General features: G+C 69.7%; 18 protein-coding genes and 2 riboswitches. Of the genes, 8 read left to right on the top strand and 10 right to left on the bottom strand.

Translation table 11 applies throughout. From position 1 onward, the window contains the following. Positions 1–4: 4 nt before the first annotated feature. Complete coding sequence (gene typA, locus LEL83_RS01195) at positions 5–1,927, bottom strand: translational GTPase TypA (protein ID WP_225557441.1); 1,923 nt, start codon at positions 1,925–1,927, stop codon at positions 5–7. A 121-nt stretch (positions 1,928–2,048) separates the two neighbouring features. Between typA and LEL83_RS01190 the strand changes: the two genes are divergently transcribed. The 3 genes from LEL83_RS01190 to LEL83_RS01180 all read left to right on the top strand — a co-directional run bounded on the left by LEL83_RS01190 (position 2,049) and on the right by LEL83_RS01180 (position 4,110). Beyond that, complete coding sequence (locus LEL83_RS01190; protein WP_225557440.1) at positions 2,049–2,798, top strand: CPBP family intramembrane glutamic endopeptidase; 750 nt, start codon at positions 2,049–2,051, stop codon at positions 2,796–2,798. Positions 2,799–2,884: 86 nt separating this feature from the next. Further along, positions 2,885–3,364 carry a peroxiredoxin gene (locus tag LEL83_RS01185; RefSeq protein ID WP_225557439.1) on the top strand — a complete coding sequence of 160 codons (480 nt, stop codon included), beginning with the start codon at positions 2,885–2,887 and terminating at the stop codon, positions 3,362–3,364. A 194-nt stretch (positions 3,365–3,558) separates the two neighbouring features. After that, positions 3,559–4,110: a PH domain-containing protein gene (locus tag LEL83_RS01180; protein ID WP_225557438.1), complete on the top strand. Its 552-nt coding sequence runs from the start codon at positions 3,559–3,561 to the stop codon at positions 4,108–4,110. 96 nt (positions 4,111–4,206) lie between these two features. On the opposite strand, the gene LEL83_RS01175 is transcribed toward LEL83_RS01180, so the two are convergent. Next, entirely contained in the window at positions 4,207–5,925 is a 1,719-nt protein-coding gene (locus LEL83_RS01175; RefSeq protein ID WP_225557437.1) for an ABC transporter family substrate-binding protein, read from the bottom strand. A 257-nt stretch (positions 5,926–6,182) separates the two neighbouring features. Here LEL83_RS01175 and LEL83_RS01170 point away from each other — a divergent pair, with 257 nt between their 5' ends. Genes LEL83_RS01170 through LEL83_RS01160 form a run of 3 tightly spaced genes read left to right on the top strand, consistent with a single transcriptional unit; the run spans position 6,183 to position 10,242 of the window. Then, the gene (locus LEL83_RS01170) at positions 6,183–7,163 is read left to right on the top strand and encodes an ABC transporter permease (protein WP_198657904.1); all 981 of its coding nucleotides are present in this window, start codon (positions 6,183–6,185) and stop codon (positions 7,161–7,163) included. Between the two features lie 3 nt (positions 7,164–7,166). Beyond that, a complete protein-coding gene (locus tag LEL83_RS01165) occupies positions 7,167–8,105 on the top strand; it encodes an ABC transporter permease (protein ID WP_225557436.1) in 939 nt (312 codons plus the stop codon). Next, positions 8,098–10,242: a dipeptide ABC transporter ATP-binding protein gene (locus LEL83_RS01160; protein WP_225557435.1), complete on the top strand. Its 2,145-nt coding sequence runs from the start codon at positions 8,098–8,100 to the stop codon at positions 10,240–10,242. Before LEL83_RS01165 ends, LEL83_RS01160 begins: the two co-directional genes overlap by 8 nt. A gap of 165 nt (positions 10,243–10,407) precedes the next feature. On the opposite strand, the gene LEL83_RS01155 is transcribed toward LEL83_RS01160, so the two are convergent. The 8 genes from LEL83_RS01155 to gcvT all read right to left on the bottom strand — a co-directional run bounded on the left by LEL83_RS01155 (position 10,408) and on the right by gcvT (position 21,200). Next, a complete protein-coding gene (locus LEL83_RS01155; protein ID WP_225557434.1) occupies positions 10,408–10,914 on the bottom strand; it encodes a PH domain-containing protein in 507 nt (168 codons plus the stop codon). Between the two features lie 62 nt (positions 10,915–10,976). Beyond that, positions 10,977–12,719, bottom strand: a complete 1,743-nt coding sequence (locus LEL83_RS01150) for a dipeptide ABC transporter ATP-binding protein (RefSeq protein ID WP_225557433.1) — start codon at positions 12,717–12,719, stop codon at positions 10,977–10,979. Next, entirely contained in the window at positions 12,716–13,666 is a 951-nt protein-coding gene (locus LEL83_RS01145; RefSeq protein WP_225557432.1) for an ABC transporter permease, read from the bottom strand. The genes LEL83_RS01150 and LEL83_RS01145 overlap by 4 nt, the downstream gene beginning before the upstream one ends. Beyond that, positions 13,656–14,585, bottom strand: a complete 930-nt coding sequence (locus tag LEL83_RS01140; RefSeq protein ID WP_198657898.1) for an ABC transporter permease — start codon at positions 14,583–14,585, stop codon at positions 13,656–13,658. The genes LEL83_RS01145 and LEL83_RS01140 overlap by 11 nt, the downstream gene beginning before the upstream one ends. A gap of 224 nt (positions 14,586–14,809) precedes the next feature. Next, positions 14,810–16,432, bottom strand: a complete 1,623-nt coding sequence (locus LEL83_RS01135; RefSeq protein WP_225557431.1) for a peptide ABC transporter substrate-binding protein — start codon at positions 16,430–16,432, stop codon at positions 14,810–14,812. 349 nt (positions 16,433–16,781) lie between these two features. Beyond that, positions 16,782–19,703 carry an aminomethyl-transferring glycine dehydrogenase gene (gcvP, locus tag LEL83_RS01130; protein ID WP_225557430.1) on the bottom strand — a complete coding sequence of 974 codons (2,922 nt, stop codon included), beginning with the start codon at positions 19,701–19,703 and terminating at the stop codon, positions 16,782–16,784. Continuing rightward, complete coding sequence (gcvH, locus tag LEL83_RS01125; protein WP_198657895.1) at positions 19,700–20,077, bottom strand: glycine cleavage system protein GcvH; 378 nt, start codon at positions 20,075–20,077, stop codon at positions 19,700–19,702. The genes gcvP and gcvH overlap by 4 nt, the downstream gene beginning before the upstream one ends. 4 nt (positions 20,078–20,081) lie before the next feature. Next, positions 20,082–21,200, bottom strand: coding sequence for a glycine cleavage system aminomethyltransferase GcvT (gene gcvT, locus LEL83_RS01120; protein WP_225557503.1), 1,119 nt, complete (start codon positions 21,198–21,200; stop codon positions 20,082–20,084). Positions 21,201–21,249: 49 nt separating this feature from the next. Beyond that, a riboswitch (glycine riboswitch) is annotated at positions 21,250–21,351 on the bottom strand. Continuing rightward, positions 21,352–21,489: riboswitch (glycine riboswitch) on the bottom strand. It abuts the riboswitch before it with no gap. Between the two features lie 95 nt (positions 21,490–21,584). On the opposite strand from gcvT, the gene LEL83_RS01115 reads away from it, so the two are divergent. Together LEL83_RS01115 and LEL83_RS16105 are read left to right on the top strand one after the other, a co-directional pair. Then, a complete protein-coding gene (locus LEL83_RS01115) occupies positions 21,585–21,959 on the top strand; it encodes a BlaI/MecI/CopY family transcriptional regulator (RefSeq protein WP_225557429.1) in 375 nt (124 codons plus the stop codon). Between the two features lie 13 nt (positions 21,960–21,972). Next, the gene (locus LEL83_RS16105) at positions 21,973–22,710 is read left to right on the top strand and encodes a M48 family metalloprotease (RefSeq protein WP_225557428.1); all 738 of its coding nucleotides are present in this window, start codon (positions 21,973–21,975) and stop codon (positions 22,708–22,710) included. Positions 22,711–22,744: the final 34 nt, after the last annotated feature.

Here is a 22,744-nt window from a genome sequence, read left to right as displayed (position 1 = left end):
GTGCCTACGCGTCCTGGCGCTTGAGGCGGGCGTAGGCGCGCTGGCGGGCCTGCGCGTCGAGCTCGACCTTGCGGATGCGGACGGCATCGGGGGTGACCTCGACGCACTCGTCCTCGCGCGCGAACTCCAGGCACTCCTCGAGGGAGAGCTGGCGCGACGGCGTCATCGACTCGAAGGAGTCGGCGTTCGCCGAACGCATGTTCGTGAGCTTCTTCTCCTTGGTGATGTTGACGTCCATGTCGTCGGCGCGCGAGTTCTCGCCGATGACCATGCCCTCGTAGACCTCCTCGGTGGGGTTGACGAAGAACGTCATCCGCTCCTGCAGGTTCGTGATGGCGAACGGCGTGACCACACCGGAGCGGTCGGAGACGATCGAACCGTTGATGCGGGTCTGGATCGGGCCGGCCCACTCGTCGTAGCCGTGCGAGATCGCGTTGGCGATGCCGGTGCCGCGGGTCTCGGTCAGGAACGACGTGCGGAAGCCGATGAGGCCACGCGACGGCACGATGAACTCCATGCGGATCCACCCGGTGCCGTGGTTCGTCATGTTCTCCATGCGACCCTTGCGCGCGGCCATGAGCTGCGTGATCGCGCCGAGGTGCTCCTCCGGCGTGTCGATCGTCATGTGCTCGTACGGCTCCTGCAGCTTGCCGTTCTCGTCGCGCTTGGTGACGACCTGCGGCTTGCCGACGGTGAGCTCGAAGCCCTCGCGACGCATCTGCTCGACCAGGATGGCGAGCGCGAGCTCACCACGGCCCTGGACCTCCCACGCGTCCGGACGACCGATGTCCAGGACCTTGAGCGAGACGTTGCCGATGAGCTCGCGGTCCAGGCGCTCCTTGACCATGCGGGCGGTCAGCTTGTGGCCCTTGACCTTGCCGACGAGCGGGCTGGTGTTCGTGCCGATCGTCATCGAGATCGCCGGGTCGTCGACCGTGATGGTCGGCAGCGGACGGACGTCCTCGGGGTCGCTCAGGGTCTCACCGATGGTGATGGTGTCGAAACCGGCGACGGCCACGATGTCACCGGGGCCGGCGGACTCGGCCGGGTAGCGCTCGAGCGCCTTGGTGATGAGGAGCTCGGTGATGCGGGCGTTCGCGACGGTGCCGTCGTGCTTGACCCAGGCGACCGTCTGGCCCTTCTTCATGGTGCCGTGGAAGATGCGGAGCAGCGCGAGGCGGCCGAGGAACGGCGAGGCGTCGAGGTTGGTGACGTGCGCCTGCAGCGGGTGCTCGTCGTCGTACTTCGGGGCCGGGACGTGCTGCAGGATCGCCTCGAACAGCGGCTCGAGGTCGTCGTTGTCGGGCAGCGAGCCGTCGGCCGGCTTGTTGCGGCTCGCGGCACCGGCACGGCCCGATGCGTAGACCACCGGGACGTCGAGGATCGCGTCGAGGTCCAGGTCGTCGACCTCGTCCGACAGGTCGGAGGCCAGGCCGAGCAGCAGGTCCTGCGACTCGGAGACGACCTCGTCGATGCGGGAGTCGGGGCGGTCCGTCTTGTTGACGAGCAGGATCACCGGGAGCTTGGCGGCGAGCGCCTTGCGGAGCACGAAGCGGGTCTGGGGCAGCGGGCCCTCGGACGCGTCGACGAGCAGGACGACACCGTCGACCATGGAGAGGCCGCGCTCGACCTCACCACCGAAGTCGGCGTGACCCGGGGTGTCGATCACGTTGATCGTGATCGGGCCGTCCGAGCCGAACTCCGTCGCGTGCTTGCCGTTGTAGAGCACCGACGTGTTCTTCGCGAGGATCGTGATGCCCTTCTCGCGCTCGAGGTCGTTCGAGTCCATCATGCGGTCTTCGCCCTCGAAGTGGGCGTCGAACGAGTTGGTCTGCGTGAGCATCGCGTCGACGAGGGTGGTCTTGCCGTGGTCGACGTGTGCCACGATGGCGACGTTGCGCAGGTCGGACCGGGTGGCGAGCGCCATACAGGACATCCTTCAGGTTCTGGGAGAGTGTCGGGCCAGCGACATGACTGCACCGCACCCGTGGGCGGAACGCCCGACACGCCAGTCTACCGGTAGTTCGCAACCGACAGGAGTACAGCCCATGAGCCGACGGCGAACGTGGAGCGAGATCACGATCGTCCTGCTCCTGTCGCTCGGTGCCAGTGCCCTGTACTCGATCCTGCAGATCATCGACGACCTGGCGCAGCCGACCCCGCTCGGCGAGCAGTCCACGGCGTTGAACACCTCGTCGACGACGGTGGAGTACGTCGACCTGGCGCGGCAGCTGCTCGGCATCGCGGTCGACCTGGCGCCCGTCGCGCTCGTCTGCTTCCTGCTGTGGAGCACGAGCCGCCCGCACCTCGGACGGCTCGGCATCGACCGGTTCCGGGTCCGGCCCGACCTGGGCGGCGCCGCGCTCATCGCGCTCGCCATCGGGGTCCCCGGGCTCGGCCTGTACTTCGCCGGCCGCGCCCTCGGCGTCACGGTGGCCGTCGACCCGGCCGCGCTCGAGCCGGCGTGGTGGACGATCCCGGTGCTGCTGCTCTCGGCGGTCCGGTCCGGCCTGCAAGAAGAGGTCATCGTCGTCGGCTACCTGTACGCGCGGCTCGGCGACCTCGGCTGGGGACGGTGGCAGGTCATCGTGTCCACGGCGCTGCTGCGCGGGAGCTACCACCTGTACCAGGGCTTCGGCGCCTTCGTCGGGAACGCCGTCATGGGCATCGTGTTCGGGTGGATCTACACGCGGTGGGGACGACTGCTCCCCCTCGTGATCGCGCACTGCCTGCTCGACGCCACGGTGTTCGTCGGCTACCCCTGGGTGGCGAACGCGTTCCCCCAGCTGTTCGCGTAGCCACCCAGCGCACCCGTGGTCGATCCACAGGCCGTGTCCAGCGCGCCGATGGGCAACCACCGATCCCCCGCCCTACCGTGAGACCCATGAGCATCCCCGCGGTCGGCGAGCACGCACCGTCGTTCACCCTGCCCGGGATGATCGTGCGCGCCGGGGTCCGCACCGACGACGAGTACGACCTGTCCGCTCAGGTCGGCCGTCCCGTCGTCCTCGCCTTCTACCCCGGCGACGCCACCGCGGTCTGCACGGCCCAGCTCTGCAGCTACCAGGCCGAGCTCGACGAGTTCACCGACCTCGGGGCGACCGTCTGGGGCATCAGCCCGCAGGCCCTCGACTCGCACGAGGCGTTCGCTCGCGACGCGTCGCTCGCCTTCCCCCTGCTGAGCGACACCGCCGGCTCGGTCGTCCGTGCGTACGGCGTGCAGGCGCCGGGCATCGGCCTGCGCCGCTCCGTGTTCGTGATCGGTCCGGACGGCGTGCTGCGCTGGCGGCACATCGGCCTGGTCGGACTGCGGTTCCCGAAGGCCGAGACCATCCGCGAACAGATCGACCTGCTCGTCTCCTAGCCCACGGGCTGGGGGTTCGCCGAACAGCCGCGACGGGGGTGTTGACACCCGAAGTGGGGGCGACGACCATGGTCGGCACGAGCGATCCGTCACGGATCAGCCTTCCCGGAGAATCGGGTCGTCCGAGGGTACGCGCCGGTGTGTCACACCCGCTCCCCGGGCGTCTCCGGGGAGGCATCTCGTACCCTCGTCCGGTGCACACCACCATCTTCGCCCCGGGCCTGCGCCGTCTCGCCCTCGTCCTCTGGGTCGTGGCCGTCGTGCTCGTCCCGCTCGCCCTGGTGGGCGGCGGGTCCCCCTGGCTGGCGATCGTCCCGAGCCTGACGGTCGCGTTCGTCGCGTGGGCGGCGCTGTGGCGGCCCCGCATCGAGCTGACCCCGGAGCACCTGCGCATCGTGGACGTCCGCCGGACGAGCACCTACACGTGGTCCCGGATCACCGAGGTGCGCACGAAGTACGGCATCGAGGTGGTCACCAGCGAGGGCGTCCGCCGTGTCTGGATCGCGACCCGCCCGACCGCGCGCCTCGCCGCGCGCTCCGGTGACCAGCCGGGAGGCCCGGATCACCTCGACGTCGAGGCTGCGGCCGCGCGCGTGCTCGCCCACGTGCCCGCCGCGGCCGTGCAGGAGGGCCCGCCCCCGGCGACCGTCGTCGCCGCACCGATCACGCACCGCACCCACGGGTGGACGATCCTGGCGATGGTCGTGCTCGGCGTCGCGGCGTCGTTGGCGTCTGCGCGGTTGTGACCGGCGCTCCGGGCAGGGGCGGGTGCGGACGCAGAACGACACCCCCGACGTCGTGCGACGTCGAGGGTGTCGTTCCGGGTCGGTGCGACCGCGTGACTACTTCGTGTAGCCCACGTCCTGCCACTTGACCGAGGACTGCTGGAACTGCGCCGGGCCGTAGTTCACCAGGTCCTTGCGCACACCCCAGGCGTACGGCTCGGCGAACAGCGGGATCGTGCCGGCGACGGCGACGATCTTCTTGTCGATCTCCTGCGCGTCCTTGATGCGGGCGTCGGCGTCGAGCTCACCGTTGGCCGTGTCCCAGGCCTCGCCGAGGGAGTCGTCCGTCACACCGGCGTAGTTCTGACCGGCGTCGGCGGGGTAGAAGATCGACTTGAGCGACGAGATCGGGAACGGCGTGCCCTGCCACGCGAAGTACGTGGCGTCGAAGTCACGCGTCTCGGTGGTGATGTACTTCGTGAAGAAGTCGTCGGTGGGCACGGTGTCGATCGTCACCTTGAAGCCGGCCTGCTTCGTCTGCTGCTGGACGAGCTGCGCGATGTTCGCCGAGTTCGGGTTGTCCGACGGGATCACGAAGCGGACCTCGAGCGGCTTGCCGCCCTTGGTGGCGTAGCCGTCCGAGCCGATCTCGTACCCGGCGTCCTCGAGCTTGCCCTTCGCCTTCTCGACGTCGTAGCCGTAGACGCTCGACGCGTCGTCCGTGTAGCCCTCCTGGCCCGGCAGGTACACCAGGTTGTTCAGGACGTCACCGGGGCTCTTCACCGGCGACAGGATCGCCTGGGCGAGGACCTTGCGGTTGATGGCCTGTGCGAAGGCCTGGCGGACGTCCTGGTCCTTGAAGACCTCGGACGTGCCGTTCAGGGTGACGTGACGCCAGGTGGTGCCGAGCGAGCGCTCGATCTTCGAGTCCGACCGCGAGTTCGCCGTCTTGAAGTTGTCGGCGCTGCCGTTCAGGTTGAAGGCGTCGAGCTCCTTGTTGGCGTACGCCTGGGCGACACCGTCACGGGACACCGTTTTGAAGACGATCGTGTCGAGCTTGCCCTCGTCGCCCCACCACTTCGGGTTCTTCTCGAAGGTCACGACGCCGCCGTTGGCGTCGAAGGACTTGAGGATGTACGGACCACCGGAGACGTACGTCTTGCCGTCGGCCGCGTACGGGCCCTTGGCCCACGCCGTGTTGAAGTGGTCCGGGGTGTCGACGGCCCAGTACGGGTAGATCGCCGTGAAGACCGACGCCCAGTCGGCGTTGGTCTTCGAGAACGTCATGATGACGTCACGCTCGTCGGAACCCTGCTCGACCGAGTCCACGTCCTCCCACACGTTGGTGGCGAGGGGCGCGAAGTCCTTGTTCGAGCCGTTCAGCGCCTTCCAGTTCGCGATGACGTCCTTCGCGCTGATCGGGGTGCCGTCCGACCACACGGCCTTCGGGTTGATCTTGATCTCGACGGTCTGGGGCGAGTCCTTCGTCAGCTCGATCGAGTCGACGAAGTCCTTGTTCGCCTCCCACTCGCCGTTCTCCTTGAACTGGATGAAGCTCGGCAGGTAGGTGCCGGAGATCGTGTTGTCGTCGACCGTCCCCGAGTCCAGGTTCTGCAGCTGCCAATTGGCCGGAGCCGTGTCGATCGGCAGGGTGATCGATCCGCCGTCGGTGACGTCGGCGCGGTCTGCGACGGTCCAGCCGGTCGACTTCAGCGACGACTCGGCCACCGCGGAGCTGCTGTTGCCCGCCTGCCCGCCGCCGGAGCAGCCCGCCAGCACGACGGCTGCGGCCGCGGCAGTGGCCAGGACGGCGATGCCCTTGATCCTCTTTCGCATGACGAGGATTCCCTTTCGTTGTGGTTCGCGCCGGAGCGCTGGACCGCGCACGGCCCCCGCCGTCGCGTCTGTTGGTTGAGAACCATAGCCACATCCAGGGGCAGCACAAGAGGTCGTGTCGGGAATCGAAACACGCTCGTAACGAATGTTGCATAACGTCACTTCCCACGTCCCACCCCGCCGCCGCGAGCGGCTAACCTGTCGCCACCGACAACGCTGTCCGGACGGATGGCCGTACCCCAGAGGTCACGAAGTACATGCTCGCCTTCATCGCAAAGCGGATCGTCAACTACGTCGTCCTGACGATCGTGGCGACCACGCTCGGCTACATCCTCGCCAGCAGCACGCTCAACCCGGCCGCCCGCTTCCTCGGTCGCAACCCCGCCGTTCCGCAGGGCACGATCGACGCGTCGCTCCGCAAGCTCGGTGCCGATCCGGACACCCCGCTCCTCGTCCGCACCTGGGACTGGTGGGTGGGCCTGGTGACGCACGGCTCGCTCGGCATGAGCACCCGCGGCACCGAGGTGACGGCCGACATCATCGCCCGGTCCGGCACGAGCCTGCGGCTGCTCGTCATCGGCACGTTGCTCGGCGCGGTCCTCGGTGTGCTGCTCGGTGTCTGGAACGCGGTCCGGCAGTACCGCACCTCGGACCAGGTGTCGACGTACCTGTCGTTCGCGGTGCTCGCCACCCCGACCTTCGTCATCGCGGTGATCCTGATGATCCTCGCGACGATGCTGAACCAGGGCGTCGGGACGCAGGCGATCCGCTTCACGGGTGAGTACACCCCGGGGGTGAGCGGGTTCTTCCCGGTGCTCGGCGACCGGCTCGTGCACCTGTTGTTACCCACGATCTCGCTGACCATCGGTGCCGTCGCGACCTACTCGCGGTACCAGCGCTCGGCGATGCTCGACGTGCTGTCGAACGACTTCATCCGCACCGCGCGGTCGAAGGGACGGACCCGCGGTGCGGCGATCATGCGCCACGGCGTGCGGGTCGCGCTCATCCCGATGTCGACGTTCTTCGCGTACTCGTTCGGGTTGATCCTGACCGGCGCGAGCATCACCGAGCTGGTCTTCAGCTGGCACGGCATGGGTGAGTACTTCGTCCAGAGCATCAGCAACAACGACATCAACGCGGCATCGGGCACGATCCTCTTCACGGCGATCCTCGTGCTCATCGCAGGGACCCTCGCGGACCTGCTCTACGCCGCGCTCGACCCGCGAGTGAGGGTGTGACCCGTGTCTGTTCTCGACCCCACGACCACGACCACCGCCGGTGACCCCGGTGACGGCGACGCCGGCGTCCCCGCACACGTCATCGAGGCGAAGGGCGGCCGCACCCCCCTGTGGCGCAAGGTGTTCCGCACCTGGCGTGCGCGCATCGGCGGTGGCGCCCTGCTGCTCATCATCCTCTGGGCGTTCGTCGGCCCGCAGCTGTACCACTGGAACGCCGTCGACTCCGACGGGCTGGCGTTCGGCATGCCGCCGAGCGCCGCGCACTGGTTCGGCACGAACGACATCGGCCAGGACATCTACGCGCAGACCCTGGTCGGGCTGCAGAAGTCGCTGCTCATCGGGCTCATCGCCGGCCCGGCCGCCACGCTCATCGCCGGGATCGTCGGTGCGATCGCGGGCTACTTCGGCGGCACCACGGACCGCCTGCTCGTGTGGGTCATCGACCTGCTGCTCGTGATCCCGTCGTTCTACGCGCTCGTGCTCCTCAGCCCCGTGTTCAAGGACCTGACCTGGGTCGCGCTCATCGTCGGCCTCGCGGTGTTCAGCTGGATGGTGATGGCCCGCGTGATCCGCGGCCAGACGATGTCCCTGCGCGAGCGCGACTACGTCAAGGCCGCCCGGTTCATGGGGGTCCCGTCGTTCACGATCATCCGGCGGCACATCCTGCCGAACGTGGCGTCGCTGCTCATCATCGACGCGACGCTCGGCGTCGGCGCCGCCATCCTGGCGGAGAGCTCGCTGAGCTTCTTCGGCTTCGGCATCCAGGTGCCGGACGTCTCCCTCGGCACGCTCCTCGCCGCGGGCAGCCAGTCCGCCGTCACCCGCCCGTGGCTCTTCGTCCTGCCGGCCGCGACCCTCGTCGCGACCGTGCTCTCGACGAGCCTCCTCGGCGACGCCCTGCGCGACGCCATCGACCCCACCTCCGGAGCCAACCGTGACTGAGCCGCTGCTGACCGTCTCCGACCTCTCGGTCACGTTCAACCCGAAGACCAAGCCCGTGTACGCCGTCCGCGGTGTCGACTACTCGGTGGCACCCGGCGAGTTCCTCGGCATCGTCGGCGAGTCCGGCTCCGGCAAGTCGGTGTCCTCGATGGCCGTGATGGGGCTGCTGCCGTCGTCGGCCCAGGTCACCGGGAGCATCCGGTTCGACGGTCAGGAGCTGCTGGGCCAGAACGACCGCGAGCTGTCTCGCCTGCGCGGACGGGACATCGCCATGGTGTTCCAGGACCCGCTGTCGGCCCTGACGCCCGTGTACACCATCGGGCAGCAGATCATCGAGGGTCTCCGCCTGCACGACCGCGCCCTGACGCAGCAGGCGGCCCGCGTCCGCGCCGAGGAACTGCTGCGCGTGGTCGGCATCCCGAACCCGGCCCGACGGCTCGACGCGTTCCCGCACGAGTTCTCGGGCGGCATGCGGCAGCGCGCGATGATCGCGATCGCCATCGCGAACGACCCCAAGCTCATCATCGCCGACGAGCCGACCACGGCCCTCGACGTCACGATCCAGGCGCAGATCCTCGACGTGCTGCAGACCGCGAAGGACATGACCGGCGCCGCCGTCGTCCTCATCACGCACGACCTCGGCGTCGTCGCCGGCAACGCCGACCGCGTCGCCGTGATGTACGCCGGTCGCATCGTCGAGACGGCACCGGTCGAGCCGCTCTTCCGCGAACCGGTGATGCCGTACACGATCGGGCTGCTCCGATCGATGCCGAACATGACGGCCGCGCGGACCGAACGCCTGGTGCCCCTGGACGGCCGCCCGCCCCTGCTCACCCAGAAGCCGACCGGCTGCCCCTTCGCCGACCGCTGCCCGGCCGTCATCGACGCCTGCCGCGACGGCGAACCCGCCCTCGTCACGCCCACCGTGCCGCCGAGCGCCGACAACCCCGTGCTCACCGGCGCGACGCCGACGATCACGAACGGCCTCCCCGACGACGAGCACACCGCGGCCTGCATCCGTCGTGACGAGATCGCGGCCGGCACCCTCGCCCGGTCCGAGATCTTCCCCCGCCCCGACGACGTCCCCGAGGCGGTCGTCGACCACGGCGACGACGTGGTGCTCGAACTCGACGACGTGGTGAAGACGTTCCCGCTCACCAAGGGCGCGCTGTTCCGTCGGCAGATCGGCGAGGTGCACGCCGTCGACGGCATCTCCCTGACGCTCAAGCGCGGACAGGTGCTCGGTCTGGTGGGCGAGTCCGGCTGCGGCAAGACCACGACGATCATGGAGATCCTCGAGCTCGCCGGCGCCCAGCACGGCACCATCCGGGTGAACGGCGTCGACACCGCCTCGCTGTCGAAGCGCGACCGGCTCGCGCTGCGCAAGGACATCCAGGTCGTCTTCCAGGACCCGATGGCCTCGATCGACCCGCGGCTCGACATCGGCTCGGTGATCGGCGAACCCCTCACCGTGCACGGGGTCCCGAAGGACGAGATCCGCCGCCGGGTGCGGGAGTCGCTCGAACTCGTCGGCCTCGAGCCGAGCTACATCGACCGCTACCCCCACGAGTTCTCCGGCGGCCAGCGGCAGCGCATCGGCATCGCGCGGGCGCTCATCGTCGAGCCGAAGATCCTCGTGCTCGACGAGCCGGTGTCGGCGCTCGACGTCTCCGTGCAGGCCGGCGTCATCAACCTGCTCGAGGACCTGAAGCACCGACTGGGCCTGTCCTACCTGTTCGTCGCCCACGACCTGTCCGTGGTCCGGCACATCGCCGACGACGTCGCGGTCATGTACCTCGGACGGATCGTGGAGTACGGCGACGGCGACGCGGTGTTCTCGGACCCGCAGCACCCGTACACGCGTGCACTGCTGTCGGCGGTGCCGGTCCCCGACCCGTCGGCCGAGGCCGCGCGCGGTCGGATCCTGCTGCAGGGCGACCTGCCCTCCCCCACCGAGCGCATCGAGGGCTGCCGGTTCCGGACGCGCTGCCCGCTGTACCAGCTCCTCGACGAGGGGCGGCAGGAGCAGTGCCGCACGATCGACCCCCGGCTCGAGCCGGTGCACGGTCGCGGGGTCGCCTGCATCCAGACGGACCAGGAGCACCTGCTCACCGAACGCGTGGGCGCGGTCGTCTGACGACGCTGGTCACGCCGTGGACGTGACCAGCAGACGGACGGGAGGCCCGGCGCGCGTCGTGCGCCGTCCCTCCCGGCACGGCCGTCACCCCGCTGGCGCGGTGCGCCGGTACCGGCGGGATGGGTCCACCTCCCGTCCGTCGTGTGGTCGCGATCGCGAGCCGCGTCAGGCTCCCAGCCACAGGCTGAGCAGCGAGACGGCGAGGAGCGCCAGCGCGCCGGCGCCGACCAGCACCGCCGGTCGGTCCCAGCCGCGGACGACGTCGCCGCCGGTCGCGTCGTCGCGGCGCTCGGACCACCGGTCGAGCAGCACGACCATCTCGTCGGGCTGCCGCAGCACGGCCCGCTCACCGCGTCGGGCCGGCTTCGGCCGGGGCAGCGACGGGCCGCCCCAGCACTGCACGGTCCGGCCACCGACGGTCTCGACCACGATCTGCCAGCGCAACCGGACGTCGGCGACGGCGTGCCAGGGCACGACGGTGCGACGGAGCGGGTTGACGACGGTCACCGCATGGTCGTCGAGCCGGATGCACGGGCGGTACGTGAGGACCCAGAGCGCCCAGACCAGCACCGCGACCGGGCCGACGGCGCGGAGCACGACGTCCCAGCTGCCGCGGACGGCCGCGTCGCCGAGCAGGAAGACGCCCAGGACGGCGACGAGGCCGGCCGCCACCGCACCCCCGCGACCAGCGCGGAGGACGACGGGACGACCGGCCTCGTTCGTGTCCAGGTGGATCAGCGTCCGAACTCGAACCCGGCGCCGGGGATGGCGGCCAGGAGGTCCTTCGTGTACTGCTCCTTCGGGTCGGCGAAGACCTCGTCGGTCGTCGCCTTCTCGACGATCTGCCCACGACGCATGACGCACACGTTGTCCGCGACGAGGCGGACCACCGCGAGGTCGTGCGTGATGAACAGGTACGTCAGGCCGAGCTCGGTCTGCAGCTCGGTGAGCAGGTCGAGGATCTGCCCCTGCACGAGCACGTCGAGCGCGGAGACGGCCTCGTCGAGGACGATGACCTCCGGCTTGAGCGCGAGCGCGCGGGCGACGGCGATGCGCTGCCGCTGCCCGCCGGACAGCTCGTTCGGGTACCGGTTCACCATCGACTTCGGCAGCGCGACCTGGTCGAGCAGCTCGAGCACCCGGGCGCGACGGGAAGCCTTGTCGCCCACCTTGTGCGTGGCGAGCGGCTCGGCGATCGTGTTCCCGACGTTGTACATCGGGTCCAGGGAGCCGTACGGGTCCTGGAACACCGGCTGCACGCGGCGGCGGAAGTCGAAGAGGTCCTTGCCCTTCAGCGCGCCGATGTCGATGCCGTCGAACTGCACGGAGCCGCTCGTGATGCTCTCGAGCTGCAGGACCAGCTTCGCGACGGTCGACTTGCCCGAACCGGACTCGCCGACGAGCGCCGTGGTGGTGCCCTTCTGGATCGAGAACGACACGTCGTCGACGGCCTTCAGCTCGCGCGTGGCGAGGTTCTTGCCGCGCAGCTTGTAGACCTTCTCGAGGTTCTTCACCACGATGAGGTCCTCGGCCGGGCGGTGCTCGCGCTCCTGGGCACGGGCGATCAGCTCGGCGTCGTCGTTGCCGGCGTCCGCGATGTCGACCCGCTCGTGCTGCACCTTCGACTGGATGCGACGGCTGGCCAGCGACGGCGCCGCCGCGACGAGGCGCTGCGTGTAGGGGTGCTGCGGGTTCGCCAGGATCTCCTTCGAGGGACCGGCCTCGACGACCTGGCCCTTGTACATCACGACGAGCTTCTCGGCGCGCTCGGCGGCGAGCCCGAGGTCGTGCGTGATGAACAGCACCGAGGTGCCGAAGTCGCGGGTCAGGGTCTCGAGGTGGTCGAGGATGACGCGCTGGACGGTCACGTCGAGCGCACTCGTCGGCTCGTCCGCGATGAGCAGCTGCGGGCGGCTCGACAGACCGATGCCGATGAGCACGCGCTGCCGCATGCCGCCGGAGAACTCGTGCGGGTACTGCTTGAGCCGGCTGGAGGCGTCGCCGAGGCCGGCTTCCTGCAGGACCTCGACGGCACGGTCACGGACGGCCTTCTTGCCGGTGGCCATGCCGTTCGCCCGGATGGCCTCCTCGACCTGGAAGCCGACCGACCACAGCGGGTTGAGGTTCGACATCGGGTCCTGGGGGACGTAGCCGATCTCCTTCCCGCGGATCTCCGACATCTCCTTGTCGTTCAGCCCGACGAGCTCGCGCCCGTTGAACTTGATCGACCCGCCGGTCACCTGTCCGGCGCCGGGCAGGAGCTTGATGATCGCCTGGGCGCTCGTCGACTTGCCCGAACCGGACTCGCCGACGATGGCCAGGCGCTCGCCCTGCTCCAGGGTCATGTTCACGCCGCGGACGGCCTGTACAAAGCCGCTCTGGGTCTTGAAGCCGACCTGCAGGTCCGTGATCTCGAGCAGCGGGGCGCCCTCGGATCCGGCGCGGCGGCTGGTGGGGTTGGTCAGCGTCTCGCTCATCGGCGGGCCCTCGCCTTCGGGTCGAGCGCGTCGCGCACCACGTCACCGAGGAGCAGGAACGCGAGCACGGTGATGGACAGCGCGGCCGACGGCCAGAAGATCGTCGACGGGTTGGTCCGGATCGACGTCTGCGCGGTGCCGATGTCGAGGCCCCAGCTGAGCGCCGACGGCGGCAGCCCGATCCCGAGGAACGACAGCGTCGCCTCGGCGACGATGAACGTGCCGAGCGACACGGTGGCGACGACGATGACCGGCGCCAGCGCGTTCGGGATGACGTGGCGGACCAGCGTCGTGAAGCGGCTGACGCCCAGGGCGGCGGACGCCATCACGTAGTCGGACTGCTTGGCGCTGAGGACCGCACCGCGCATGATGCGGGCGATCTGCGGCCACGCGAACGCGGCGAGCACGAGCGCGACGGTGATCGCGTTCCGGGCGGGGATCACCGACATGATCACGATCGCGCCGAGGATGGTCGGGATCGAGAAGAAGATGTCCGCGATGCGGGACACGATGGTGTCGAGCCAGCCGCCGTAGAAGCCGGCCAGCGCACCGATCACGATGCCGACGATCGACACCAGGACCGTCGCCACGAGGCCCACGATGAGCGAGTTCTGGGCGCCCCAGATCACGCGTGCGTAGACGTCGTAGCCCTGGCGGGTGTAGCCGAGGGGGTGCCCGGCGCGCGGGCCCTCGTCGCTGAAGTCGAGGTTCGAGGCCCGCGGGTCGACGTGCGTGAAGAGCCCGGGGAAGATCGCGACGACGACGATCAGCAGGATGAGGACCGAGGAGACCCAGAACGTCGGACGACTCCGCATGGACTCCCACGCGTCGGTCCACAGGGAACGGGTCTTCTCGTCCATGTTGACCTGGTCGACCGCCTGGAGCGGCGTCTCCTCGATCGGCGCGACGTAGTGCGTCGCCGAACGGGATGCGGGGTTACTTGGCATAGCGGATCCTCGGGTCCAGGACGGCGTAGAGCAGGTCGACCAGGAGGTTGGCGAGCATGAAGATGATGACCATCACGGCGACGAACGACACGACCGTGGGGCCTTCGCCGAGCTTGACGGCACGGAAGACCGTGCCGCCGACGCCGTTGATGTTGAAGATGCCCTCGGTGACGACGGCACCGACCATCAGGTTGCCGATGTCGACACCCAGGTAGGTCACCACGGGGATGAGCGAGTTGCGGAAGATGTGCACCCCGACGACGCGACGGCGCGGCAGGCCCTTCGCGGTGGCGGTCCGCACGAAGTCGGCGTTCATGTTCTCGGCGACGCTCGCGCGGGTGAGCCGCACGATGTAGGCGAAGGACACCGATGCGAGCACGATCGCCGGCAGGACGAGTTCGCTCCAGGGCGCCTCACCCGAGACGGTCACGCGGAACAACCCGAGCTGGATGCCGAACACGTACTGCAGGACGAACCCGACCACGAAGGTCGGCACCGAGATGAGCAGCAGCGAGACGACGAGCGCGGTGGCGTCGAACAGCTTGCCCTTGCGCAGACCCGCGATGACGCCGACGACGATGCCGGCGACGGCCTCGAACACGAGCGCCAGAAGAGCCAGACGTGCGGTGATCGGGAAGGCCTGGGCGAGCTGCGAGCTGACCGGCTGACCCGAGTAGGTCAGGCCGAGGTCGCCGCGGAACACGCCGCCGATCCACAGCAGGTACTGCACGAGGAACGGCTTGTCGAGGTTGTACTGCTGCCGGAGCGTCTCGATGACCTGCGGCGAGGGCTGCCGGTCGCCGAAGAGCGCGGCGATCGGGTCGCCGGGCAGCGAGAAGACCATGAAGTAGATGAGGAACGTGGCCCCGAAGAACACGGGGATGAGTTGCAGGAGGCGCTTGCCGAGGTACCAGAGCATCAGATCACTGCCCGGTCCGGAGCGATGTCGATCAGGTTCATTGTGGTGAGGGGTGGACGGTCCGAGGGTCGGCACGGATGTCCGGTGCGGGAGGGCGCCCGCGGTGTGGGGAGGGTGTTGCCGCCGCGGTACGGGGGTTCGGGGACCGAAGTGGTCCCCGAACCCCCGTCCGGTGGTCGCGGAGCAGGATACCTGCCCGCGGAGTGGTCTCTACGAGACCAGGGTCAGTTCTTGACCTCGATGTCGTAGTACAGCGGCACCGAGTTCCAGCCGAACTCGACGTTCGACACGTTGTCCGCGTTCCAGACGCCGGTCACGTTGGAGTACCAGAGCGGGATCTCGGGCAGGTCCTCGAACAGCAGCTCCTGGGCCTGGTCGAAGATCTTGTTGCCCTCTTCGACGGTCGCAGCCGAACGGCCCTCGGCGAGGAGGTCGTTGTACTCCTTGGAGTCGTAGCGCGAGTAGTTGTTCGACGAGCCCTCACCCATGGTCGGGCCGAGGAAGTTGTACAGCGACGGGTAGTCGGCCTGCCAACCGGTGCGGCTGCCGCCCGTGAGCTTGTCGTTCGTCTGCAGGTCCAGGGCTTCCTGGAACGTGGGGATCGCGTTGCCCTCGGCCTTGATGCCGAGCGTGTTCGAGATCGAGTTCGTGACCGCGGTCACCCAGGCCTCGTGGCCACCATCGGCGTTGTACGTGATGGTGAGGGTGTCGTCGTACTTCGAGATCTCGTCGGCCTCGGCCCAGAGCTTCTTGGCCTCGGACTCGTTGTACTCGAGCACGTCGGCGCCGTCGAGGTCGTCACTCCAGCCGTCGATCACCGGGGAGGTGAAGTCCTTGGCCGGGGTGCGGGTGCCGTCGAAGATCTTGTCGGTGATCTGCTCGCGGTTGATCGCCATCGAGACCGCCTCGCGACGGAGCTTGCCCTCTTCACCCTTCCAGTGGTCGAGGTAGTAGGGCAGGTAGATGGCCTGGAAGATCGCGGCCGGCTGGTTGACGTTCGAGTCCGGGAAGTCGGACTTGTACGTCGCGAAGGCTGCGTCCGGCACGGCGTCGAGGACGTCGAGGTTGCCGCCCTGGGCGTCGGAGTACGCGGTGTCCTGCGAGGCGTAGAACGTGATCGTCAGACCACCGTTCTTCGGCTTGCGCTTGCCGACGTAGTCCTCGTTGGTGACGAGCTTGATGGACTGGTTGTGGGTCCAGGCGTCCGCACCGTCGAGCTTGTACGGGCCGTTGCCGATCGGGTTCTCGCCGAACGCCTTGGTGTCGTCGTAGAACGACGAGGGCAGCGGCACGAAGGCCGAGTAGCCGAGCGACAGCGGGAAGTCGGACTGCGCCGACTTCAGCGTCACGGTGAACTCGTCGTCGTCGACGACCTTGAGGCCGGTCAGCTTCGAGTCCTTCTCGGCGTTGTAGCCCTCGATGTTCTCGAAGAAGTACGACGCGCCCTGCGCGTTCGACTTCTGCGCAGCCCAGTCCCACGCCTTCGTGAAGGACTCGGCGGTGACCTTCTCGCCGTCGGTGAAGGTGTAGTTCGTGTTGAGCGTGATGTCGAACGTCTTCGAGTCGTCGGTCTCGATGCTCTTCGCGACCTCGTTGACGGGCTTGCCGTCGGCGTCGTACGAGACGAGCCCTTCGAAGAGCGAGTCGATGATCTTGCCGCCACCGGTCTCGGTGGTGTTCGACGGGATCAGCGGGTTCTGCGGCTCGCTGCCGTTCGTGGTGACGATGCCGGACGCGTTGGACGAACCGGAGCCACCCCCACTGTTGTTGCTGGAGCAGGCGGTCAGGGCGAGTGCTGTGGCCCCGAGCACGGCGAGGGCTGCGAGCCCGGCGCGCTTCTTGATCAAGGTTCCTCCTGGTGCATGGGACGCACAGGGCACAGCGGTGTCGCCCTGCGCGTTTGACATCTGCACTGTAGGCAAGGTGAACAGCGCCATCCAAACCCTGGGGCGAACGGTTACAAGCCGGTAACCAACTTGCACGATCGTTGCGAGAAGATGCAAGATTCGCGCGCGGGTGCGCAACACCTGCCTGTTTGTTGCAGCCGCATGAAAGGCGTTGCACTCCGACACACTTCTGTGCAAGTCGCGCAGCCTGACTCGCGTCGTCCTCGTCGGGCTCCCCGGACGCAGGCGTGCCCCGCCCGGCGGACCGGACGGGGCACGTCGCGCGGAGCCCGAGGGCACCGCGGGAGCGTCAGGCGAACGCCTCGATCGGCGGGCAGGCGCACACCAGGTTGCGGTCGCCGTAGGCCTGGTCGATGCGGCGCACCGGCGGCCAGTACTTGCGGCCGCTGATCCCCGGCAGCGGGTAGACGGCCTGCTCGCGGGTGTAGGCGTGCGCCCACTCGCCCGAGATCACCGACGAGGCCGTGTGCGGCGCGTGCACGAGCGGGTTGTCGTCCGCGGGCCACTCCCCACGCTCGACCGCTGCGGCCTCGGCCCGGATCGCGAGCATGGCGTCGACGAAGCGGTCGAGCTCGGTCAGGTCCTCGCTCTCGGTCGGTTCGACCATGAGCGTGCCGGCGACGGGGAACGACATCGTCGGGGCGTGGAACCCGTAGTCGACCAGGCGCTTCGCGACGTCGTCCACGGTGATGCCCGTGGTGTCGCGCAGCGGTCGGAGGTCGAGGATGCACTCGTGCGCCACGAATCCGTCCTCGCCCGTGTAGAGCACCGGGAACGCGTCGCGCAGGCGTGCCGCGATGTAGTTCGCCCCGAGGACGGCTGCCTCGGTCGCGCGGGTGAGCCCGTCGAGCCCCATCATCCGGACGTAGGTCCACGTGATCGGCAGGATGCTCGGGCTGCCGTAGGGCGCCGCGCTGACCGGACCGCCGGCGTGTGCCAGGCGGCCGTCGGCGTCGGCGGCGGTCGCTCCCGTGCGCCGGTCGGCCTGCTGGGCGAACGGGTGGCCCGGCAGGAAGGGCGCGAGGTGCGCCTTCGCCGCGACGGGGCCGACACCGGGGCCGCCACCGCCGTGCGGGATGCAGAACGTCTTGTGCAGGTTGAGGTGCGAGACGTCGCCGCCGAAGTCGCCGAACCGTGCGTGCCCGAGCAACGCGTTGAGGTTCGCCCCGTCGACGTAGACCTGGCCGCCGGCGTCGTGCACGGCGTCGCAGACCTCGCGGATGTCGTGCTCGTACACGCCGTGGGTGGACGGGTACGTGATCATCAGGGCTGCGAGCTGCGCACCGTGCTGCACGGTCTTCGCGCGGAGGTCCTGCAGGTCGACGTTGCCGTCCTCGTCACAGGCGACGACGACGACCTTCATGCCGGCGAGCACGGCCGACGCGGCGTTCGTGCCGTGGGCGCTCGACGGGATGAGGCAGACGGTGCGGTCGGTGTCGCCGTTCGCCAGGTGGTAGCCGCGGATGGCGAGGAGGCCGGCGAGCTCACCCTGGCTGCCGGCGTTCGGCTGCAGCGACACGGTGTCGTACCCGGTGACCTCGGCGAGCCACGACTCGAGGTCGCCGATCATGTCGAGGTACCCCTCGACGTCCTCGCGCGGTGCGAACGGGTGGATGTTCGCGAACTCCGGCCATGTCACGGCGGCCATCTCGGTCGCCGCGTTGAGCTTCATCGTGCAGCTGCCGAGCGGGATCATCCCGCGGTCGAGCGCGTAGTCCTTGTCGGACAGGTGCTTGAGGTACCGCATCATGCGGGTCTCGCTGCGGTGCGCGCTGAACACGGGGTGCGTCAGGTAGTCGCTCTCGCGCTGCAGCCCGGCCGGGAGGCCCGTGGCCGCGTCACGCACGGCGGACTCGGTCGCCGGGACGGTCACGTCCGACGCCCCGAACACACCGGCGAGCGCCGCGACGTCGTCGGGCGTGGTCGTCTCGTCGACGGACACCTGGAACGTGTCGGCGTCCACCACGTGCAGCAGGTAGCCGGCACGCTGGGCGTCGGCGACGATGGCCTCGGCGCGGCCGTCGGCACGCATGGTCAGCGTGTCGAAGAAGGCGTCGTGCACGACCTGCACGCCGGCGTCACGGGCGACCGCGGCGAGCGCCGACGTCGTGCGGGCGACGCGGTGCGCGATGAAGCGCAGCCCCTCGGGCCCGTGGTAGACCGCGTACATCGAGGCCATGACGGCGAGCAGGACCTGCGCGGTGCAGATGTTGCTCGTCGCCTTCTCGCGGCGGATGTGCTGCTCGCGGGTCTGCAGGCTGAGGCGGTAGGCCATCTGCCCGTCGGCGTCGAAGGACACCCCGACCAGGCGGCCGGGCAGCTGGCGCTCGAGTCCGGCGCGGACGGCCAGGTACCCGGCGTGCGGGCCGCCGAAGCCGAGCGGGACACCGAAGCGCTGGCTCGTGCCGACGGCGACGTCGGCCCCGAGGTCGCCCGGGCTGGCGAGGAGCGTCATCGCGAGCAGGTCGGCCGCGACGACGGCGATGCCACCGCCGGCGTGCACCCGCTCGATCACGGAGGACGGGTCGACGACGCGCCCCGAGGCCCCGGGGTACTGCACGATGACGCCGAAGGCACCGTCGAGCTGCTCGTCGCTCGGCCCCCCGACGGCGTCGAACGTCCGGAGCTCGATGCCCACGGCGTCGGCACGGTGGTCGAGCAGCGCCCGGGTCTGCGGCAGCAGGTCGGTGTCGACCAGGAACGCGTCACCCTTGACCTTGGACGCGCGGCGGGCGAGGAGCATGCCCTCGACCACGGCGGTGCCCTCGTCGAGCATCGAGGCGCCGGCGGTGGCCATACCGGTCAGGTCGGACACCATCGTCTGGAAGTTGATGAGCGCCTCGAGCCGACCCTGCGAGATCTCCGGCTGGTAGGGCGTGTACGCCGTGTACCAGCTCGGGTTCTCGAGCACGTTGCGCTGGATCACCGCGGGGGTGTGGGTGCCGTGGTACCCGAGGCCGATCATGGCGCGACGGACCGTGTTGCGGCCGGCCTTCGCGCGGAGCTCGGCGAGTGCCTCGGTCTCGCCGACGGCGGCGGGGATCACCGAGTCGGAGACGGGGCCGACGTGGATCGACTCCGGGATCGCGGCACGGACGAGCGCGTCGAGCGACGGCTGCCCCACCGCGTCGAGCATCGTCTGCTGGTCGGCCGGGGTGGTGCCGATGTGGCGGTCGGCGAACGACGTCTGCAGGTTCTCGGACGCGGTCATGCGATGGACGCCCGGTACGCGTCGTGGTCCATCAGGTCCTCGGGGAACGAGGTGCCCTCGACCTTGATCTTCACGAGCCAACCGGCGCCGAACGGGTCCTGGTTGACGGTGTCGGGGGCGTCGACGACGGCGTCGTTGATCGCGACGACCTCGCCCTCGATCGGGGCGAACAGCTCGCCGACGCTCTTGGTCGACTCGATCTCGCCGATCTGCGTGCCGGCGGTGGTGGCCGTGCCGACGGCCGGGAGCTCGACGTAGACGACGTCACCGAGTTGTTCGGCCGCGTGGTCGGTGATGCCGACGGTGACGGTGTCGCCCTCGACGAGGAGCCACTCGTGGTCGGCGGTGTACTGGAGTGCGGTCTGGTCGGTCACGAGCTCAGCCTTTCGGAGTGCGGCGGTAGAAGGGGAACGCGGTGACCGTGCTGGGGATGGCCGTTCCGCGGACGTCGATGTGGAGGAGCTGCCCCGCTTCGGCGACCGGCGGGTCGACGAAGGCCATGGCCACGGGGTGCCCGAGCGTCGGGGAGAGCGCGCCCGAGGTCACGGTCCCGACGACCTCTCCCTCGTGCACGACGTCGTAGCCGGCACGCGGCGCGCGACGGCCCTCGGTGACGAGGCCGACGAGCACGCGGGCGCCCTCGGCCGGCGAGACGCCGGCTGCACCGACGAAGTCGCCCTCGGCCGCGACGACCCGGCCGAGGCCGGCCTGGGCCGGACGCACGTCGGTGTCGAGCTCGTGTCCGTACAGGGGCATGCCGGCCTCGAGCCGCAGGGTGTCGCGGGCCGCGAGTCCGGCCGGCACGACGCCGCGGTCGGCACCGGTCTCGAGCAGGGCGTCCCAGAGGGCCGGCGCGGTGTCGGGGTGGCAGTAGAGCTCGAAGCCGTCCTCGCCGGTGTAGCCGGTCCGGGCGATCAGCACGTCAGCCCCGTCGAACAGGGCGTGCAGCACGCGGTAGTAGCGGAGCTCGTCGAGGGGGCTCTCGGGCTGCAGACGGTCGGCGACGACGAGGGCGTCGAGGGTGCCGGCGGCGGCGGGGCCCTGGATCGCGACGAGCGCCGTGGTGTCGGAGTCGTCGGAGACCTCGACGTCGAACCCGGCGGACCGTGCGGTCAGGGCGTCGACCGCGACGTCACGGTTCGAGGCGTTGGCGACCACCAGGAAGACGTCCTGGTCGGTGCGGTAGACGACGAGGTCGTCGAGGATCCCGCCGTCCTCGGCGAGCAGCAGGGAGTACTTGGCCCGGCCGACGGTCATGGCACCGAAGGACCCAGCGAGCGCGTGGTCGAGGAAGGCGACGGCGTCGGGGCCGGTCACCCCGACCTCGGCCATGTGCGACAGGTCGAAAACACCGGCGGCCTGACGGACCGCGTGGTGCTCGGCGAGGTCGGACGAGTAGCGCACGGGCATGCGGTACCCGGCGAAGTCGGTGAAGGTCGCGCCGGCGGCCTCGTGCACGGCTTCGAGCGGTGAGGACCGCAGTGGGGACGGACTCATGGCGGAGTTCTCCTGGCGTCGGCAGGGCCCGGCGACCATCGCCGGGTGGAACTCCCCCTCTGTCATGGGCCTGAGAGTTTCACCGCGGCCCGTGAGGTCCGGCGGCTTTCACCGTGGGCGAGACGACCGAGCGTCTGCTTTTCAGAGTGGCCTGTCCGCTGCGGTGTGGGACCTGAGAGATTGACGGGGGGATTGCTCCTTCGGTGCCGTGCGCGTGCCGGGGGCACGGTGTACCCGAGGGCACGACGTACCCGGGGGCACGATGCACGGCGTCTCCCGCGACGGATGAGCGGCCGGTGTTCAGTTGTCCGCGCACGAGCATAGCGAGGCCGCGTTACGGGCGTGTGTCGGCCGCTGGCGTTCGACATCTCGTAGAATGCGGGGATGGCCGGACAACGATCGCGTCCCAGGGGACAGCTCGAGCAGGCGGTGCTCGACGCGCTGCGGTCCGCCGACGGTGGGCGCACCGCGCGGCAGGTGCTCGACGCGTTCCCCGAACCCCGCCCCGCGGTCACGACCGTGCTCACCGTGCTCGACCGTCTGCGCCGCAAGGGCCAGGTCGAACGGGAGCAGCACGACGACGCCCCGCTGACGTTCCGTGCGGTGCACAGCCGCGACGAGCAGACGGCCTCGCTCATGTCGAGCGCGTTGGCCGCCTCGGCCGACCGTGAGGCCGCACTGTTGCAGTTCACCGGCTCGCTCGCCTCGGACGACCTCGAGGCCCTGCGCCGCGCGCTCGACGCCCGCGGCCGTTCCTGACCGGAGCCCGCCCGTGGTCGTCGCCGGCATCGCGCTCATCGCCCTCGCACTCGCGGTGGTGGTGTTCGCGCCCCGGGTCCTGACCCGGTCCGCCTGGACGATCGACCTGCCCCGGACCGCGCTGGTGTGCTGGTCGGTCGCCGTCCTGCTCGGCGTCGTGGGCTTCGTCGTGGGCATCGCGCTCGTCGTGCTGGCGGACCGGCCGGTCACCGAGGTCTTCGGCGGCGACGGCTCCCCCACGCACGGCTTCAACGTCGGCGTCGCGGTGCTCGCGGTCGTCGCGTTCGTCGTCGCCGTCCGGGTGCGTCCCGGTCCGGAGCACGAGGCCGTCCGACAGGCCATGCGCAACGGCGTCGCGCCGCACCGCGAGATCGACGGCACGCCGGTCGCCGTGGTCGAGGCGGACCACGCCCTGGCGTGCGCCGTGCCCGGTCGCAGCGGCGGCGTCCTCGTGAGCACCGGCCTGGCGGACCGGTTGCGCACCGACGAACTGGAGGCCGTGGTCGCCCACGAACGCGCCCACCTGACCCAGCACCACGCGGCTGCGGTCGCGGTCGCCGAATCGATCGAGCGTGCGGTCCCGTGGGTGCCCGGGGCGCGGGCGATGGCACGCTCGACGCGCGTGCTCGTGGAGTTCGCGGCCGACGACGCGGCCGCGCGCCGCGTCGGGCGCGACGCCCTGCGCCGGGCCGTCCTGGTGGCGGACGGGAGCAGCGCGCTCGGGGCGATCCGCGCCTCCCGGCTGTCCTGACGACCCAGCTGTCGGTGGCGAGGCATAGGGTGTC

It is taken from the genome of Curtobacterium oceanosedimentum (assembly GCF_020297365.1).
Lineage (GTDB): Bacteria > Actinomycetota > Actinomycetes > Actinomycetales > Microbacteriaceae > Curtobacterium.
Note: the sequence above shows the minus strand (reverse complement) of the source record. Positions and strands in the feature narration are given on the sequence as shown.